Source organism: Streptomyces sp. NBC_00820 (genome assembly GCF_036347055.1).
Taxonomy (GTDB): domain Bacteria; phylum Actinomycetota; class Actinomycetes; order Streptomycetales; family Streptomycetaceae; genus Streptomyces.
The window spans coordinates 324445-340084 of sequence record NZ_CP108882.1; the positions used below are offsets into that span (position 1 = coordinate 324445).

At 70.6% G+C, this 15640-nt stretch carries 15 protein-coding genes; 11 read left to right on the forward strand and 4 right to left on the reverse strand.

Translation table 11 applies throughout. The features are described from left to right. The first annotated feature begins 374 nt into the window (after positions 1-374). The 3 genes from OIB37_RS01575 to OIB37_RS01585 all read left to right on the forward strand — a co-directional run bounded on the left by OIB37_RS01575 (position 375) and on the right by OIB37_RS01585 (position 3570). A complete protein-coding gene (locus OIB37_RS01575) occupies positions 375-1829 on the forward strand; it encodes an aldehyde dehydrogenase family protein (protein ID WP_330455669.1) in 1455 nt (484 codons plus the stop codon). Between the two features lie 300 nt (positions 1830-2129). Continuing rightward, on the forward strand, positions 2130-2402 hold the full coding sequence (locus OIB37_RS01580; RefSeq protein ID WP_330455670.1) for a DUF1259 domain-containing protein: 273 nt from the start codon (positions 2130-2132) through the stop codon (positions 2400-2402). Next, positions 2365-3570 (forward strand): cytochrome P450, encoded by a 1206-nt coding sequence (locus OIB37_RS01585; protein ID WP_330455671.1) that lies wholly within the window; start codon positions 2365-2367, stop codon positions 3568-3570. The genes OIB37_RS01580 and OIB37_RS01585 overlap by 38 nt, the downstream gene beginning before the upstream one ends. 174 nt (positions 3571-3744) lie before the next feature. On the opposite strand, the gene OIB37_RS01590 is transcribed toward OIB37_RS01585, so the two are convergent. Next, positions 3745-4737, reverse strand: a complete 993-nt coding sequence (locus OIB37_RS01590) for a DUF2690 domain-containing protein (RefSeq protein ID WP_330455672.1) — start codon at positions 4735-4737, stop codon at positions 3745-3747. Between the two features lie 237 nt (positions 4738-4974). Between OIB37_RS01590 and OIB37_RS01595 the strand changes: the two genes are divergently transcribed. From OIB37_RS01595 to OIB37_RS01605, 3 genes are all read left to right on the forward strand, one after another. Beyond that, positions 4975-6036 carry a L,D-transpeptidase family protein gene (locus OIB37_RS01595; RefSeq protein WP_330455673.1) on the forward strand — a complete coding sequence of 354 codons (1062 nt, stop codon included), beginning with the start codon at positions 4975-4977 and terminating at the stop codon, positions 6034-6036. A 216-nt stretch (positions 6037-6252) separates the two neighbouring features. Then, positions 6253-6759 (forward strand): SRPBCC family protein, encoded by a 507-nt coding sequence (locus tag OIB37_RS01600; RefSeq protein WP_330455674.1) that lies wholly within the window; start codon positions 6253-6255, stop codon positions 6757-6759. Between the two features lie 158 nt (positions 6760-6917). Next, positions 6918-7922: a mechanosensitive ion channel family protein gene (locus tag OIB37_RS01605; RefSeq protein ID WP_330455675.1), complete on the forward strand. Its 1005-nt coding sequence runs from the start codon at positions 6918-6920 to the stop codon at positions 7920-7922. Positions 7923-8093: 171 nt separating this feature from the next. Here OIB37_RS01605 and OIB37_RS01610 read toward each other — a convergent pair whose 3' ends face one another. Further along, the gene (locus OIB37_RS01610; protein WP_330455676.1) at positions 8094-9206 is read right to left on the reverse strand and encodes a DUF4419 domain-containing protein; all 1113 of its coding nucleotides are present in this window, start codon (positions 9204-9206) and stop codon (positions 8094-8096) included. Positions 9207-9544: 338 nt separating this feature from the next. Between OIB37_RS01610 and OIB37_RS01615 the strand changes: the two genes are divergently transcribed. The 5 genes from OIB37_RS01615 (at position 9545) to OIB37_RS01635 (ending at position 14214) form a co-directional block, all read left to right on the forward strand. Next, on the forward strand, positions 9545-10555 hold the full coding sequence (locus OIB37_RS01615) for a substrate-binding domain-containing protein (RefSeq protein WP_330455677.1): 1011 nt from the start codon (positions 9545-9547) through the stop codon (positions 10553-10555). 3 nt (positions 10556-10558) lie between these two features. After that, positions 10559-11578 carry an ABC transporter permease gene (locus OIB37_RS01620; protein ID WP_330455678.1) on the forward strand — a complete coding sequence of 340 codons (1020 nt, stop codon included), beginning with the start codon at positions 10559-10561 and terminating at the stop codon, positions 11576-11578. Between the two features lie 68 nt (positions 11579-11646). Continuing rightward, complete coding sequence (locus OIB37_RS01625) at positions 11647-12477, forward strand: ATP-binding cassette domain-containing protein (RefSeq protein ID WP_330461748.1); 831 nt, start codon at positions 11647-11649, stop codon at positions 12475-12477. Continuing rightward, positions 12474-13169 (forward strand): nucleoside/nucleotide kinase family protein, encoded by a 696-nt coding sequence (locus OIB37_RS01630; protein ID WP_330455679.1) that lies wholly within the window; start codon positions 12474-12476, stop codon positions 13167-13169. The genes OIB37_RS01625 and OIB37_RS01630 overlap by 4 nt, the downstream gene beginning before the upstream one ends. A gap of 43 nt (positions 13170-13212) precedes the next feature. Then, positions 13213-14214 (forward strand): LacI family DNA-binding transcriptional regulator, encoded by a 1002-nt coding sequence (locus tag OIB37_RS01635; protein ID WP_330455680.1) that lies wholly within the window; start codon positions 13213-13215, stop codon positions 14212-14214. A gap of 168 nt (positions 14215-14382) precedes the next feature. Here OIB37_RS01635 and OIB37_RS01640 read toward each other — a convergent pair whose 3' ends face one another. Both OIB37_RS01640 and OIB37_RS01645 read right to left on the reverse strand, forming a co-directional pair. Next, positions 14383-14901, reverse strand: a complete 519-nt coding sequence (locus tag OIB37_RS01640; RefSeq protein ID WP_330455681.1) for a hypothetical protein — start codon at positions 14899-14901, stop codon at positions 14383-14385. Further along, a complete protein-coding gene (locus OIB37_RS01645; RefSeq protein ID WP_330455682.1) occupies positions 14898-15500 on the reverse strand; it encodes a thioredoxin family protein in 603 nt (200 codons plus the stop codon). Before OIB37_RS01645 ends, OIB37_RS01640 begins: the two co-directional genes overlap by 4 nt. Positions 15501-15640: the final 140 nt, after the last annotated feature.

Below are 15640 nucleotides of genomic sequence, written 5' to 3' on the forward strand. Positions count from 1 at the left end.
CTCCGGACCGGCTGCAGATCGGCTCCGGACCGGCCTGCGGACCGGCCTGCGGTCCAGCCGCGGATGGGCCGCGGATGGGCTGGAAGCCGCGGCACGACCGTCGGGTCGAACCGCTCAGGGCGTGCTCCGTGCGCGCCGAGGCGACCCGTCCGTCGTCGGAACGGCAGCCCGGGCCGCGGCTCCGCGTCCAGGGGTACCGGCATGGCCGGCTGCCCCCTGGCATCCGCTTCACCTGCCCCGGCGCCCACGGCGACGGCCCACACACCGCCGCTCGCCGGGACAGCCCGTCCAAGCGCGCCAGGACGCGTCCCCAGCCTTCCCCTCCCCGATTCATCGATCGCGAAGAATCCCGAACCACCGAGGAAGCAGCTCTCATGACCACGACACCCCACGCCCGCAACCACATCGACGGGCTCTGGACCGACTCCGCCACGATCGGGCGATCGACCGACCCGGCAACCGGTGAAGTGCTCGGCACCTTCGCCGACGGCGGCGCGGCCGAGGCACGTGCGTCGATCGACGCGGCGCGGCGCGCCTTCGAGACCGGTGACTGGGCCCGGGACCGCGATCTGCGCGCCAGGGCCCTGTTCGAGATGTCCGACCGGATGGCGGCCCGCCGCGACGAACTGGTCGCCCTGCTCTCCCGCGAAAACGGCAAGATCCCCGCGGAGGCGGCTCTGGAGGTCGATCTGACGATCTCCAAGATCCGCTACTACGGCGCCCTCGCCCTCACCGAGAGCGGGCGCGCCTCCGAGGTCAAGCCGGGCCTGTACTCGATGACCCTGCGCCAGCCCGTCGGTGTCGCCGGAGTGATCGCCCCGTGGAACTCGCCGGTCATCCTCTCCGTGCGGAGCTTCGCCCCGGCGCTGGCGGCCGGTGCGACCGTGGCGCTGAAACTGCCGGCACAGACCGCGCTGACCAACAGCATGCTGTTCGAGATCGTCGCCGCTGTGAAGAGCCTGCCGAAGGGGGTCTTCAACGCCTTCACCGAGTCCGGCAGCGCCGGCGCCCGGCTGATCGTGGCCGACCCCGAGGTCGACGTCGTCAGCTACACCGGCAGCACACATGTGGGCCGTACGATCATGGCCGGCGCGTCCCCGACGCTGAAGGGCATGTCCCTGGAACTGGGTGGCAAGACCCCGATGATCGTCTTCGACGACGCCGACCTGGACGCCGCCGTCCCGGTGCTCACCAAGGCCATCACCACCTTCACCGGGCAGTTCTGCATGGCGGGCAGCCGCGTCCTCGTCCAGCGGGGCATCGCGGACACGCTGCGCACCCGGCTGTCGGCGGCCCTGGAAGCAGTACGCGTCGGCCCCGGCAGCGACCCCAGCAGCGAGATGGGGCCGCTCATCGACCAGGCCAACGCCGACCGCGTGGACAACGAAATCGCCGACGCCGCCGAGTACGCCAAAATCCTGGTCAGGGGCGGCCGGATCACAGACGGCCCGCTCGCGCGCGGCGCCTTCGTCCGCCCCGCCCTGATCGAAGTCGACGACGTCGACCGGCCGATCGTCCAGGAGGAGATGTTCGGCCCGGTCGCCACCTTCGAGATATTCGACACCGAAACCGACGCCATCACCCGCGCCAACGCCACCGAATTCGGCCTCGCCGCCGCCATCTGGACCCGTGACGCGGACCGCCCCCTGCGCGTAGGCCGAGAACTAGACGCCGGCACCGTCTGGACCAACACCTGGGCCGTCGTCGTCGACCAAATGGAAGAAGGCGGTTTCAAGCAAAGCGGTGTCGGTCGGCTCAACGGCGAACGTGCCCTGGAGGAATTCCAGGAAATCAAGCACATCGTCCATCTCGCTCCGCGCATAGCCTGACCTACCAGCTGCCGAACCGCCGCCCCGGCATCGGCACCGACCCCAGCCCCGGCCTCGCGCACCAAGTGAGGTGCGCTGCGGCACGGGCGGTGGACGGTGGGGCCGTATGGCAGTGGGGCCGTGGGGCGGTGGGGCCGTGGGGCGGTGGGGCGGTGGGGCCGTGGGGCGGTGGGGCCGTAGGACGGTGGTGGGGGCTGATGCCGGGGTGGCGGTGGGGCCGTGGGTGGTGAGGGTGCGCGGGCGGCCAGGGTCGCTGGAACGTGGGTGCGATTCCGGGAGCCTGGTCCTCGCCTCTTTCGCATGCGGGCCGGCCGTGAGTTCCGGAGGGGCGGTTGTACGGCTATCGAATGCGCATTTGCGGCCCTGCGGCGCGGCGGCTTCGAGGTCGCCGAAGCGCACGGTCACAATCTGACCGACGAACCCTGTCTACTCTTCGTCCACCACCGGGCCGTCGGTGACACCGCATGTACCGCCGACGATTGCGTCGCGCTGTGGACACCACCGATCTCGTACCCTTCCCCGGAGGAACTGGCTTATGCCCAGCGACAAAAACGCAGTCACCTGTCCGTTTGATTTCAGCGATGCCCTCGAATTCGATCCCGTGCTCGCCGAACTGATGCAACAGGATTCTCCTGCCCGCATCAAGCTTCCCTACGGCGATGCCGACGCGTGGCTGATCACCGGCTTCGACGCGGTGAAGCGGGTGACCACGGACCAGCGGCTGAGCCGGGCGGGGATCATCGAGCACGACTACCCCCGGCTCACGCCGGAGCCGATCGTCTCACCCGAGTCGATCAACGTCATGGACCCGCCGCACAGCAGCCGTGTCCGCCAGCTGGCCTCGCAGGCGTTCACCCAGCAGCAGGCCGACGGCATGCGGCACCGGATCGTCCGGCTCACGGACCACCTCCTGGACGAGATGGAGAAGCAGGGGCCGCCGGCCGACCTGGTGGAGCACCTGTCCAACACGCTTCCCCAGCAGACCGTGATGGACCTTCTCGGCGTCCCCCGCGAGGACTGGCCGCGCATGCAGGAGTACGTGCGCCGGCTGCTGATCGTCGGTGCCGGCAGCAAGGCGGCCGCCGCGAAAGCCAAGGCAGACCTCACGGCCTACTTCGCCGAACTCGTCGAAGAGCGCCGGCACACGCCGGGACCGGACCTCATCAGCCTCATGGCCGAAGCCCGGGACGGCGACGACTGCCTCAACGACAGGGAACTCGCGGTCATGGCGCTGACGCTGGCGCTCAGCGGCCAGGACACCGCGACCTGCCAGATCAGCAACATCGTCTATCTCCTCCTCACGCGTCCCGAGCTCGCGGACTACCTCAGGAGCCGCACCGACGACCTGACCGACGTCCTGAGCGAGATGCTTCGCTACATCCCGTTCCGTAAGGGAGTCGGAATCCCCCGGGTGGCCCTTGAGGACGTGGAGCTGGACGGCGCGGACATCCGGGCGGGGGACTTCGTCCACGTGTCGTACCTCGCGGCCAACCGTGACCCGGAGCACTACCCGAACCCGAACGTCATCGACGTCGACCGGCCGAACCGTCCTCACATGACGTTCGGCTGGGGCGGGCACCGGTGCATCGCGGTGCCTCTGGCCATGGCTGAACTCGAAGTGGCCATCGGGCGACTCCTGGAGCGCTTCCCCGAGCTGCAGCTGGCCGTGCCGCCGGAGAAGGTGCTCTGGGACACGGAGACGATCCGGCGTTTCCCCTTGCGGCTGCCCGTCACTTGGTGACACGGGCTGACGGCCTTCTCGGGCCTCGCTCACCCACGTTCCACCGGACGCGGCCGGTGGAACGTGGGTCAGTGGAATGTGGCCGAGGTCCATGGCGGGCGGGACAGTGTGAGGCTGGGGCGCCGACGAGGCCGGGCTGGTCATGTCCGCGGTGGTGAGCGCCGGAGCGGGCGGTCACGGGCGGGTGGTGGCGGAGGCGACTGCCTTGGTGGCGCAGACGGTGCCGCGGCCGTCGACGATGGCGCAGGCGCGGAAACCGGCGAGGTCGGCGCGGTCGTCCACGTGCGCCATGCGGGTGTGAGCGTCCTGTCCGCGCTGTTGCCGGTATTCCTGGGAGTTCTCTTCGTCGTGCCCGACCGTGAGGGTGACGCGGTCGCCCAGGGAGGTGCCGCTCATCTTGGCCCAGGCGGCACGGCAGCGCGGGCTGTAGCGCAGCTCGACGAGAATTCCGTAGCCGCGGCCGGAGTACGCCGTGGTGGCGTCCTGGGCGCACACCGTGGTGGTCGGCTCTACGGACGTACAGGAAGCGCCGCCGCAGGTGGCAGGGGGCGCGGAGCGGGCCGAGGCCCCCGACGTCGTCCGGTGCGGTGCCCCTCCGGCCTGGGTGGAGCCGGCGAAATACCAGGTCAGGAACGCGATCGCGAGGACGACGGCCGCCCCTGCGGCTGCCAGGATCGTGAGTGCGGTCCTCTTTTTCGGCGCCTGGCCCGGTTGTTGTGCGTGCCCTGGTTGTGACTGGCCCGGTTGTGACTGGCCCAGTTGTGACTGCCCCGGTCCGGCTTCCGCGTGTGCCGGTAAAGGCGTCGTCGGTGCGGTGGGTTCGGGCGGGGGCGCAGGTGTGGAAGTCGGCCTGAGGCCGCGGCCGCGTTCCGCCATCGCTTGCTGGTGCAGTTCCAGGGCGCGTGCGAGTTCGTTGTCGTTCGCCGGCGCGTCGGTGGGCCGCGTGTGGATCCGGTGGAGCTCCCGGATCACCTCGACGGTGGGGAGTGTGGTCCCCGACTCCCACCGTGAGACCGTCGGTTGCCTGGTTCCCAACTTCCTGGCGACGGCGCTCTGGCTCCGGTTGCTCTCCTCACGCCAGCGTTTGAGCGTCTGCCCCAGCTCGACTCCTGCGGGTGTCGGCGGCTCCTGGCCGCCGCCGGTGTCGTTCGGAGGCTGGGTGTCCACTCGCACGCTCCCTCTGTCCAGTCCATAACGCCAGGTCAAACCCCATACGCGCGACGGCGTATATGCAGGTATGGCCGATACGCGGCATAGCGTAGAACCCGGTCGGAACTTGGTCCAAGGTTGTCGTCAGCCGGTGAGAACGTCCCGGCCACTCCTCTCCTCCGCGGTCCCTGGCCGTGCCATGCCCTGGCGCGTCACGGACATGCGCGGAGACGTGACACGAAAGGACTAACCCACATGAACGCGAAGTACCGTACGAGCCTGCGGATCGCCGCCGGAACAGCCGCCTCCGCCGGACTCCTCGCCGCGATCGGCGTGGCCACACCCGTCGGCACCGCCGCCGCCCGCGACGCCGGCACCACCGCTCCGGCGCGCCTGGCCCAGCCGCTCGGCTCCGTCCACGCCGGCGCGAAGGCGGTGGGCGCCTCGCACGCCCGGCGTTGGCCCACGCTGCGCTCCGGCAGCCGCGGACCGGCGGTCCGCGCGGTCCAGCACCTGCTGACCGCGCGGGGGAACGCGGCGAAGGCGGACGGCGTGTTCGGCTCCCGTACCAAGGCCGCGGTGAAGGCCTTCCAGAACCGGCACCACCTGCGCGCGGACGGTGCCGTGGGTTCCGGCACCTGGAACGCGCTGGTCGTCACCGTGCGCTCCGGCAGCCGCGGGCACGCGGTCATCGCGGCCCAGCAGCTCCTGACCGCTCGGGGGCATGCCGCGAAGGCGGACGGCGTGTTCGGTTCCCGCACCACGACCGCGGTGAAGGCCTTCCAGAACCGGCACCACCTGCGCGCGGACGGCGTCGTCGGACCCGACACCTGGAGCGCGCTGGTCAGCGCCCCCGCCGGCGCGACGCCCGTGCCCCGCGGGTACGTGCTGAAGTTCAGCAAGAACTGGGACCGTACGGACGATTCGAGGCTCGCCCTGTACCGCGACGGGCGGCTGGTGAAGAGCTACCGTGCCGGATCCGGCATGGGCAGCACGGACGAGTGCGCCAAGAAGCGCGGCTGGCTGCCGAGCGGCACCTACAAGGTCCTCGGGCACCAGACCGACCGCAACAGCGCGATCAAGGGGTACGCGATCCACCTCGCGGACAAGGCCTGCCACCCCAAGCGTGGGCAGAAGCCCGTCAGGCGCGGTGATCTGTTCATCCACAGCAACATGACCCCGGGTGGTGCCAGTCGCTGGCGCGGCAACTACAAGTCCTACGGGTGCGTCAAGCTCGCTCCCGCCGACATCAAGAACCTGTTCGCCCACCTGAACCAGGCTCACTGGCCCAAGAACCTGACCCTCCAGGTCGGCTGACACCACCGCTCCGTCGGCGAAGGAATCCAGGAAGGGATCGGAGAAGGGATCCGGGAAGGCATCGGGGAACGTGCTGGGAAGGGGCTTGCCGGGCAGCACTGCCCGGCAAGCCCCTCCAGATGCGGGAGGAAGAGATCCGCCCCATGTCCGCTTCCGGGTGCATGCCATGATTGCTACCGCCCAGTAGGTTCATGTGTGCTGATCGGAGGTCACGGCATGGCCCGTGTATTCACTGTGAGCGGCGACATCGTCATCGACGTCTCGCCCGACGCCGCCTACGAGGCCGTGAGCCGCCCCGCTGACATGGGCCGTTGGAGCCCCGAGAACCTGGGGACGGCGGGAGGAGCGGCGGACGGACCCGTCGAGCTGGGCACGACCTTCGTCGGGCGCAACAAGCGCGGAAGGTTCCGCTGGGTGACACGGTGCACGGTCACGGCGGCCGATCCGGGCCGTCGCTTCGCGTTCCGGGTCCACTCCATCGGGCTCAGCCGCCCGCGGCTGCGCGGCCCGATCGCCACCTGGGAGTACCGCTTCGAGCCGGCCGACGGCGGTACGCGGGTCACGGAGACGTGGACCGATGACCGGCGGGCGTGGCCCGCATTCGTGGCGAACACCTTCGACCGGATAGCCACCGCGGGCAGCACGTTCGCCGACTTCCAGACCCGCAACATCCACATGACGCTGCGGAACCTCAAGCGGGCACTGGAGACCCCAGAGGGCTGATCACGCCGACGTCCCGCCGAGCTCCCGCGCAGTTCCCGCCGTCGCGCGTGAACGTCGTGTGCAGGCAGGGACGTCCAGGGGTGTGGATGATCATGATCTTCGCAAGTCGGGGTAGGCGCGTCTGTCGAGCGTGAAAGCTTTCCGACATTGGAGTTCCCATGCCTGCAGAGCCCCTGCCCGCCCCGCCCGGCGCGTCAGCGGCCGTTCAACTGGCGGCCGCCTGGCCGGGCTGGGTGGAGGACCACACCGCCGCCCTGGTCGAGGTACCGCTGCGCATCGCCCTGATCGTCCTCGCGCTGGCGTTGGTCCGCTGGGTCGCGAAGCGGGCCATCACCCGCGTCGTCCAGCACATCCTGGAACCCTCGGGCGGTGATCGCGAACCCAGGCAGCGGCGCTCGAACCAGCGCGCCGCCGTCCTGCACCGCGACCGGTCCCGTGCCTCGCAGCGACGCGAGCAGCGAGCGCGCACCATCGGTTCGGTCCTCAGCAGCGCCGTGACGATCGTGCTGTTCCTGATCGGTACGGCCATGATCCTCGACCAGGTCGGCATCGCCCTGGGCCCCTTGCTGGCGAGCGCCGGCGTGGTCGGCCTGGCGATCGGATTCGGCGCGCAGAGCCTGGTCGCCGACTATCTCTCCGGCCTCCTCATCATGCTGGAGGACCAGTACGGCGTCGGCGACACGGTCGACCTGGGTGAGGCCGTGGGGGAGGTCGAGCACGTCGGACTGCGCCTGACTCACGTGCGCGACCTCAACGGCGGCCTGTGGCACATCCGTAACGGCGAGATCCTGCGCGTCCGCAACGACAGCCAGGACTGGGCCCGCGCCGTCCTGGACGTCGCCGTCGCCTACGACGCCAACCTGGACGCCGTCTACCAGGTGCTGGAGAGCACCGGGCACTCCCTGCGCGAGGATCCGGAGTTCGCCGACGTCCTGCTGGAAGACCCCAGCGTGTGGGGCGTGCAGTCGCTGGACGCCGACGGCGTCGTCGTCCGTATCGCCGTACGGACCTCCCCTCTCAAGCAGTGGGCCGTCACACGCGAACTGCGCCGTCGCGTGAAGGAGGCCCTCGACGCCGCCGGCATCGACATCCCCTTCCCGCAGCGCACCATCTGGCTGCGCACCGACGACCCGGCGACCGAACTCGCCTCGCAGGCACGCTGATCCGGACCCGCGTCACTACGCGGGCGGCGGTGCCGGGGGAAGGCTCCCCCCGGCACCGCCGACGCACGTCGGCAGCACCGTTGCCTTCCGAACGCGCGAGAGTTCTGGGCCGGATCCGGCGCTGCCGAGGTCGGGGTCGCGGGTGTCCCGGCACGGGATGTCGGCCGTGGTTCACGGCTCGGGCGGACGCTCGGCGTGCGGTTCGGTGGCGGGGAGCGGTTCGACCACGGCGTGGCCGAGGCGCGGCCGGATCCACTCACCGTCGCGTTCGATGCCGAGCACGCCGCCGAGGAAGGTCATCTCGACGGTGCCCCCGGGTGTCTCCCAGTGGAAGGGCACGCGGGAGACGTGCGAGGGGAAGTTCTCTTCGCCGGTGCTTCCGGGGCCGAACGACCGTTTGGGAGCAGGCCCCTCGTCGGGGTAGTCGTGGGCGAGGAAGGCGGTGATCCAGCCCGTGACGCGATCACCGCCGGACGCCGATTCCCATTTGTAGAGCGAACGCCAGAAGCTCTGGTCGACACCCCAACCCGAGGCCGTCGCACTGATCGCGTCCAGCACGGGATGCAGGGCGGCGAACCACGGACTCAGGCCTTCGAACCACCCCTCCAGCTCCCGCACTCGTGCCGCCAGCATGCGCCAGTCCCGGTCGGTGCCCTCCAGGCGGATCCTGGGGATGCCGCAGAGCGAGATCCACTTGAAACGGTAGTACGGGCTGACCACGTCCATCAGCGCCACCAGCGCGGCCGTGGCGTCGGCGGGGGTGGTGGTCGAGAACGCGGGCTGGAACAGGTCGGCCACCTCATCGCCGATGCGGGCGCGCAAGGGCTGTTGGACGAGGTTGATCGAGCGCTCCCAGTCCAGCGAGGCCAGATCGTCGCGGATCGTGATCGTCTGCCGGCGCCCGGGCGATTCGGTGAAGACTCCCGCGTACGTATCGGAGTTGAGGCCTACGTGGACGGCCACCTCGTGCACGACGGCGTACCAGAGCAGATCCGGTGAGAGGCTCAGTGGCAAGTGGGCCGTGAAGCACAGGTGGAGAGCGCGCAGGAGGAGGCTGGAGGCGGGCTCCGTGCCGTCCGGAGTGTCGGAGGACCAGCCGACGAGGCGTTCGGTGCTGCGGTGGTGGCAGCGCGCTCGGGTGCGAAGTACCGCGCGCAGGAAGCGCTCGTTGCCAAGTTCGGTGAGTGCGGAGGCGAGTCGGGCGGCTTCGGCGGCATGGGCGGCTTCGACGACGCCGTCAGCTTCGTCGACTTCGCCCAGCGGCAGGTCTATCTCGAGTGCCATCCCTGTTCCTTCGACACGGTGATCGGCCCCGATCCTAGAAGACCTGCGCGATCCCGGGTTCCCGCAGGGTCCTGGGTTCCCGCAGGGTCCTGGGTTCCCGCAGGGTTCCGGGTTCCGGCAGGGGTTCCCGCAGGGTCCTGGGCGGCGGCCTGGAATCACCAACAAGGTCTGAAATAGCGTCACTTGCAGGAGAGTTCCGACTTCCGCCGGCCCCTGGAATCCGGCGCGCAAAGCTTTGCGCAATGGCTATGCGCGGGCGCCTCGGGCCGCTAGCTTGTGGGCACCTGGGCAGGTCGACGGCGACCTGTACCGAGGAAAGCCGAGGAAAGGGGCGGATCGTGGGACGTCTGCGTTTCCCTGTCAGGGCCTCCGTCGTCACCATGGCGGGCATGGCCCTGCTGGTGACCGGGTGCACGTCGACCAAGAGTGGCGGAGCGGACAAGGGCGACCAGGCAGGCGGCGAGATCACCGTCGGGCTGGTCACCAAGACGAACAGCAACCCGTACTTCGTCAAACTGCGCGACTCGGCGAAGGCCGAGGCAGGCAAGCGGGGTGCCCGGCTGATAGCCCTCGCGGGCAAGTTCGACGGCGACAACGAGGGGCAGGTCGACGCGATCAACAACCTGGTCGCGCAGCACGTCAAGGGCATCCTGATCACCCCGAGCAACTCCAGCGGCATCCTCGGCGCCATCAAGGCGGCCCGCGCCAAGGGCATCGTGGTGATCGCCCTGGACACCGCGACGGACCCGGCCGACGCCGTGGACGCGACGATCGCCACCGACAACAAGGCGGCCGGCGTCGCGCAGGGCTCGTACGTCAAGGCCGCGCTCGGGCACCGGAAGCCCGATGTCGTCCTGCTGGACGGCACGCCCGGCTCGACCGTCGACGAGCTGCGGCACGCCGGATTCCTGCAGGGGATGGGGCTCAGCAAGGGTTCCCCGGAGATCAAGGGCACCGCCGTCACCAACGGCGACCAGACCAAGGCCCAGACCGCGATGGAGAACCTCTACCAGCGCGACCGGAACGTGAACGCCGTCTACACGCTCAACGAGCCGGCCGCCGCCGGTGCCTCCGAGGCCCTGGGCGGCAAGAAGGACGTGGTCATCGGCTCGATCGACGGTTCCTGCTCGGGCGTACGCAACGTGCGTGACGGGAAGTTCGCCGCGACGGTCATGCAGTTCCCGCGGAAGATGGCCGAGTTGGGCGTGGACGCCGTGGTCGACTACGCCAAGAGCGGGAAGAAGCCCTCGGGCTTCAACGACACCGGCTCCCAGCTGATCACCGACAAGCCGCTGGCGGGACTCGCGTCCAAGGACACCGCCTGGGGCCTGAAGAACTGCTGGGGCTGATCCGTGACCGCCACGCACACTCCCTCCCCCGCGGCGGCGGAGAGCACCGCCGCCGCGTCGCCCCTGAAGGACGCCGCCGTGCGCGCTCTCGGCAACACGGCGGCGGGCCCGCTGGCCGCGCTGATCGTCGCCGTGGCCGTGTTCGCGCTCAGCACCGACACGTTCTTCACCCTCGACAACGGCTCGCTCATCGTCGAGCAGTTCCTCGTGGTCGGCACCCTCGCGCTGGGGCAGACCCTCGTGATCCTGACGGCCGGCATCGACCTGGCCAACGCGGCCGTCATGGTGCTGGGCACCCTGGTCGTCGCACGCCTCGGGCAGCACGCGCTGCCCGGGGGCCTGGCCCTCGTCGCCGGCATCCTGCTGTGTACGGCCGCGGGCTGCGTGGCGGGCGCCTTGGTGACGCGTCTGAAGCTGCCGCCGTTCATCGTCACCCTCGGCGTCCTCAGCGTGCTGACCGCGACCGGCCAACTGTTCGCGGGCGGCGAGAGCTTCGCCGTCCCCTCCGGCATCCTCACCATTCTGGGCGAGCGTTCCTACCTGTTCGGCCAGATCGAGGTCACGTACGGCATGGGGGTCATGCTGGTCCTGGCGGCCGGCCTGTGGTTCCTGCTGACCCAGACCTCCTGGGGACGCAACGTGTACGCCGTCGGCGACGACGTGGAGGCGGCCCGGCTGACCGGCGTCAGCACCCGGCGCATCCTGCTGAGCGTGTACGCGCTGGCCGGGTTCGTCTACGCGATGGCGGCCTGGCAGGCGCTGGGCCGTATCCCCAACGCCGACCCCAACGCCTTCCAGACCGGCAACCTCGACAGCATCACCGCCGTCGTGATCGGCGGGACCAGCCTGTTCGGCGGCCGGGGCGGGATCCCGGGCACGGTGCTCGGCGCCCTCGTCGTGACGGTCCTGGCCAACGGGCTCACCCAGGCCGGCATCGACAGCCTCTACCAGCAGGTCGCCACCGGCATCCTCGTGATCGCCGCCGTCGCCGTCGACCGTGTCGTCCGCGGGAGGGCCGCATGAACGTGCAGCGAACCGCCGCCCCGGCGGCCGGCACCGACGAACCGGGCGCGGGTGCCGTCGAGGTGGTGATGCGGGCGACGGGACTCGTGAAGCGGTACGGCAACGTCGTGGCCATCCGCGAGTCCGACTTCGAGATCCGCGCCGGCGAGGTCCTCGCGGTCGTCGGTGACAACGGCGCGGGCAAGTCCAGCCTGATCAAGGCCCTCACCGGGGCGCTCGTACCGGACGCGGGATCCATCGAGCTGAACGGCCGCCCGGTCCATTTCCGCGGGCCTCGCGACGCGCGCGCCGCGGGGATCGAGACGGTCTACCAGACCCTCGCCGTCGCACCGCAGATGGACATAGCCGCCAACCTCTTCCTGGGCCGCCCCCTGCGCCGCCCCGGGGTCCTGGGGTCGACGCTGCGCATGCTCGACCACAAGGCGATGCGGGCCCGCGCGGCCGAGCAGCTGGACCGGCTCGGCATCGCCACCGTCCAGGACATCACCCAGCTCGTCGGCACCCTGTCCGGCGGTCAGCGGCAGGCCGTGGCCGTGGCACGCGCCGCGATGTTCGGCACCAGCCTGATCATCCTGGACGAGCCGACCGCCGCGCTGGGCGTGCGGGAGTCGCGCCAGGTGCTGAACCTGATCGCCCGTATCCGCGACCGCGGCGTGCCCGTCGTCCTCATCAGCCACGACATGCCGCAGGTCTTCGAGATCGCCGACCGCATCCACGTGCACCGCCTCGGCAGGCGGACCGCCCTGGTCACCCCGCGGACCTGCACGATGACCGAGGTGGTGGGCCTCATGACCGGCGCGCTGCGGACGGGCTCCGACGGCACCCTGCTGGAGAACACCGCACAGCCCATGCCCCCGGACGAGGCTCCGCACCCGCGCGCCTCGGAGTCCGCCGAATGACGGTCACGGGCGCCGACCGCGCGCCCTCGACCGGCACTTCGGGGCGTGACCCGCTCTACGGACATCCGTCCCTGGACGGTCTCGTGGAGCGGGCCCACGCCCTGGCGGCCACGCGCCGGACACTGCTCGGCATCGTCGGCGAGCCCGGTGCCGGCAAGTCCACGCTCGCCGCGCAGCTGTGGGAACGTCTGGAGGCCGACCGGCCCGGTCTCGCCGTCCCGGTGTCCATGGACGGCTTCCACCTGGCGCAGAAGGTCATCGACGCGCGGGGGCAGTCGGCCGTCAAGGGCACGATCGACACCTTCGACGCGGACGGCTTCCTCGCGCTGCTGCGCCGTACCCGGACCGAGACCGGGAACAGCGTGTGGTGGCCGGAGTTCACGCGCGAACTCGAGGATCCCGTGGCCGGCTCGATCGAGGTCAGCCCGCGCCACCGCCTGGTCATCGTGGACGGCAACTTCCTTCTCTCGGACCGCGATCCGTGGCACCGGGTGAAGGGCGAGCTGGACGAGACCTGGTTCCTGGACGCGGAGCCACGGGCACGCCGCGAGCGGCTGGCGCGCCGTTACATGCGGTACGGCTTCACTCCCGAAGCCGCGTACGCGAAGGCCGGCGGCGTCGACGAGGACACCAGCGCGCTCATCCGGAGCACCGTCTCACGTGCCGATCTGGTGCTCGGCGAGGTCGGATAGGCTCCCCGGCATGCCAGGCAGAGCACCGCGACAGAGACCGACGATGGCGGACGTGGCACGCCGTGCGGGTGTCTCCGTCTCGACGGTCTCCCATGTGCTCAACAAGACCCGGCCCGTGGCCCCGGCGACGGCACGCGGTGTCCTGGAGGCCGTGGCCGATACCGGCTACGTACCCGACCCGGTCGCCCGTGCCCTCGACAGCACCGGTTACGGCACCATCGGTCTGGCCATGTCCGCCCTCTCCAACCCGTACTTCAGCAACGTCGTGCACGGGATCGACCGCCACGCCTCGGCCGCGGGCTACTCCCTGGTCCTGGCGGACACCCGTGACGAGCGGGACACGGAGATCAAGGCCGTGGGCGAGCTGCTGCGCCGCAGGGTGAGCGCGGTCCTGCTCGCGCCGTCCGGCGACGGGGCACAGGCCCTCAGCTACGCCGACCGGGTCGACGTCCCCGTCGTCGTCATCGACCGGTTCGTTCCGGCGGGCGTCGACCAGGTGGCTGTCGACAACGCCGAGCCCACCGCCGCGCTTGTCGACCATCTCGCGTCCATCGGGCACACCCGCATCGCCATGATCACCGGACGGGAGGGCATCACCACCACGGACGAGCGCCGGGACGGCTACCGGACAGGCCTGCGGCGCAACGGCATCGACACCGAGCCCCGGTACGAGGCCGGCGGTGACTCCAGTGAGGAGGGCGCCGCGGCGGCGGTCGGCCGGCTGCTGGCGCTCCCCGAACCGCCCACGGCGCTGGTCGTGGGCAACAACCGCATGACCATCGGCGCGATGCGTGCCCTGCGCGACGCCGGTCTGCGTGTTCCCGCGGACATGGCGCTGGTCTCCTTCGACGACTTCGAGTGGGCCGACCTCTTCCACCCCCGGCTCACCGCGATCGCCCAGCCCGCGCTGTCCATCGGCGAGCAGGCCGTGTCCATGGCCCTGTCCCGCATCGCCACGCCGTCGCTCCCGCCGCGCAGGGTCACCATCAACCCGTCCTTCGTGCACCGTGAGTCGTGCGGCTGCCCGGCGCCCCGGGCGGACTGACGGCAGCGGCGCCGAGACCGGACTCGACCCGGATCACCGGCCGGGGTTCGCGTCGGCGCGGGCCGGCACGCCGTGGGTCAACTCCCTTGGGCCAGCTGTCCGTCCAGGAACACGGTGTCAAGGGACAGCGTGCCCAACGTCGCTGAGGCCTTGGTGAGCGCAGCACGGTCAGTTCAGGTCGAGTGGGATCACTTCGCCGATGACGGGCATGAGGCATCTGTTCTCGCTGCACGCCCCGTAGCTGACGACGACTTCGGCGTGGCGCGGGCTGGTTGTCTGCCGGACCGGCAGCGTGAACGTCACGGGGCCGTCCGGATAGACGGGGATCTCGGTCGGCAGACCGGCCGGCCGCAGCAGCCGGGTGGCGGCGTTCACCTTCGGCCTGCCCGCTGCGGTGAGGTCACCGCGGACGGCGAGCCTGGTGGGGATGCCCAGTCCGTCGACTCCGTGTGCGGGCAGATCGATGCTGTAGATGTGGAAGCCGCGCTGTCGGGGGCTGAAAGTGGTGCGCAGCTCGCGCCGGCCGTCGGCCGAACTCAGCAGGGTGGCGGTGACCTTGACTCCGTTGGCCGTGATGTGCCCCGTGGGTTCGGGGACTTGCTGCCGGCCGCAGCCGCCGACGGTGAGGACGAGGACGGCCGCTACGGCCGCGCCGCCCGCGACGTGGTGCCGACGTGCCGCGGTCACCGGTTTCCTCTGGGTGCCCAGTGGGTCAGGAACGCTTTGATCTGGGCGGGGCTCATGGTCCGGGCGTCGGCGAAGGAGCCGTCGTTGGTGGCGGTGCGCAGGGTGCCGTCCGGCTTCAGGACGACCAGGGCCGGGATGCCGCTGGTCCGCAGGTTGACGTAGTCGTCGGCGACGTCGAGGTTGTGGTCGAACTGGCCGACGTCGACGGCGACCACGACGTAGTCCTTGCGCAGCACCGGCTCGACCTGGGCCGAGCGGAACATCCCGCCCAGGACCCTGCAGTCCGGGCACCAGTCGGCGCCGAAGTCGATCAGTACTTCCCGGTGTTCCCTGGCCGCGGTGGCAAGAGCGGCCTTGATGTCGGCCTTCGCGTTCCGGGTGGCGTCGTACCCCTCGGGGAGAGCCGGAGCGGACGTCCGCGGCGCCGCGGAAGTGGGCACGTCGCTGGGAGAGTTCGGCGCGGTGGGCACGGAACTCGCGGTCGGCTTCCTCGCCTTGCCGGCCGAGGACGCCGCGTCGGTGGTGCCGCCCGCAGCACACCCCGCGGTGAGCGCGGCGGCGCATATCGCGGCCGCCAGACCAAAGCGCCTTCTGCGCATGATGGTTCCCCTCCCGTTGATGATCGGCCGGAGGAGGATAACGCCATTCGGACGCCCCACTCGCACCGGCCTTGACCGTGCACCGCGGCCGACGGGTCGCTGTCGCCGACGCGGCTGTCCGCGCGGGTGTGCCGTGGCCG

Bases quoted from the DNA above. Each gene is read 5' to 3' on its own strand.
- OIB37_RS01625 (WP_330461748.1), top strand. From the start codon at position 11,647: ATGCGGGCGACGGGACTCGTGAAGCGGTACGGCAACGTCGTGGCCATC.
- OIB37_RS01635 (WP_330455680.1), top strand. From the start codon at position 13,213: ATGGCGGACGTGGCACGCCGTGCGGGTGTCTCCGTCTCGACGGTCTCC.
- OIB37_RS01605 (WP_330455675.1), top strand. From the start codon at position 6,918: ATGCCTGCAGAGCCCCTGCCCGCCCCGCCCGGCGCGTCAGCGGCCGTT.
- OIB37_RS01610 (WP_330455676.1), bottom strand. From the start codon at position 9,206: ATGGCACTCGAGATAGACCTGCCGCTGGGCGAAGTCGACGAAGCTGAC.
- OIB37_RS01630 (WP_330455679.1), top strand. From the start codon at position 12,474: ATGACGGTCACGGGCGCCGACCGCGCGCCCTCGACCGGCACTTCGGGG.
- OIB37_RS01645 (WP_330455682.1), bottom strand. From the start codon at position 15,500: ATGCGCAGAAGGCGCTTTGGTCTGGCGGCCGCGATATGCGCCGCCGCG.
- OIB37_RS01575 (WP_330455669.1), top strand. From the start codon at position 375: ATGACCACGACACCCCACGCCCGCAACCACATCGACGGGCTCTGGACC.
- OIB37_RS01595 (WP_330455673.1), top strand. From the start codon at position 4,975: ATGAACGCGAAGTACCGTACGAGCCTGCGGATCGCCGCCGGAACAGCC.
- OIB37_RS01580 (WP_330455670.1), top strand. From the start codon at position 2,130: ATGCGGGCCGGCCGTGAGTTCCGGAGGGGCGGTTGTACGGCTATCGAA.
- OIB37_RS01600 (WP_330455674.1), top strand. From the start codon at position 6,253: ATGGCCCGTGTATTCACTGTGAGCGGCGACATCGTCATCGACGTCTCG.
- OIB37_RS01585 (WP_330455671.1), top strand. From the start codon at position 2,365: ATGCCCAGCGACAAAAACGCAGTCACCTGTCCGTTTGATTTCAGCGAT.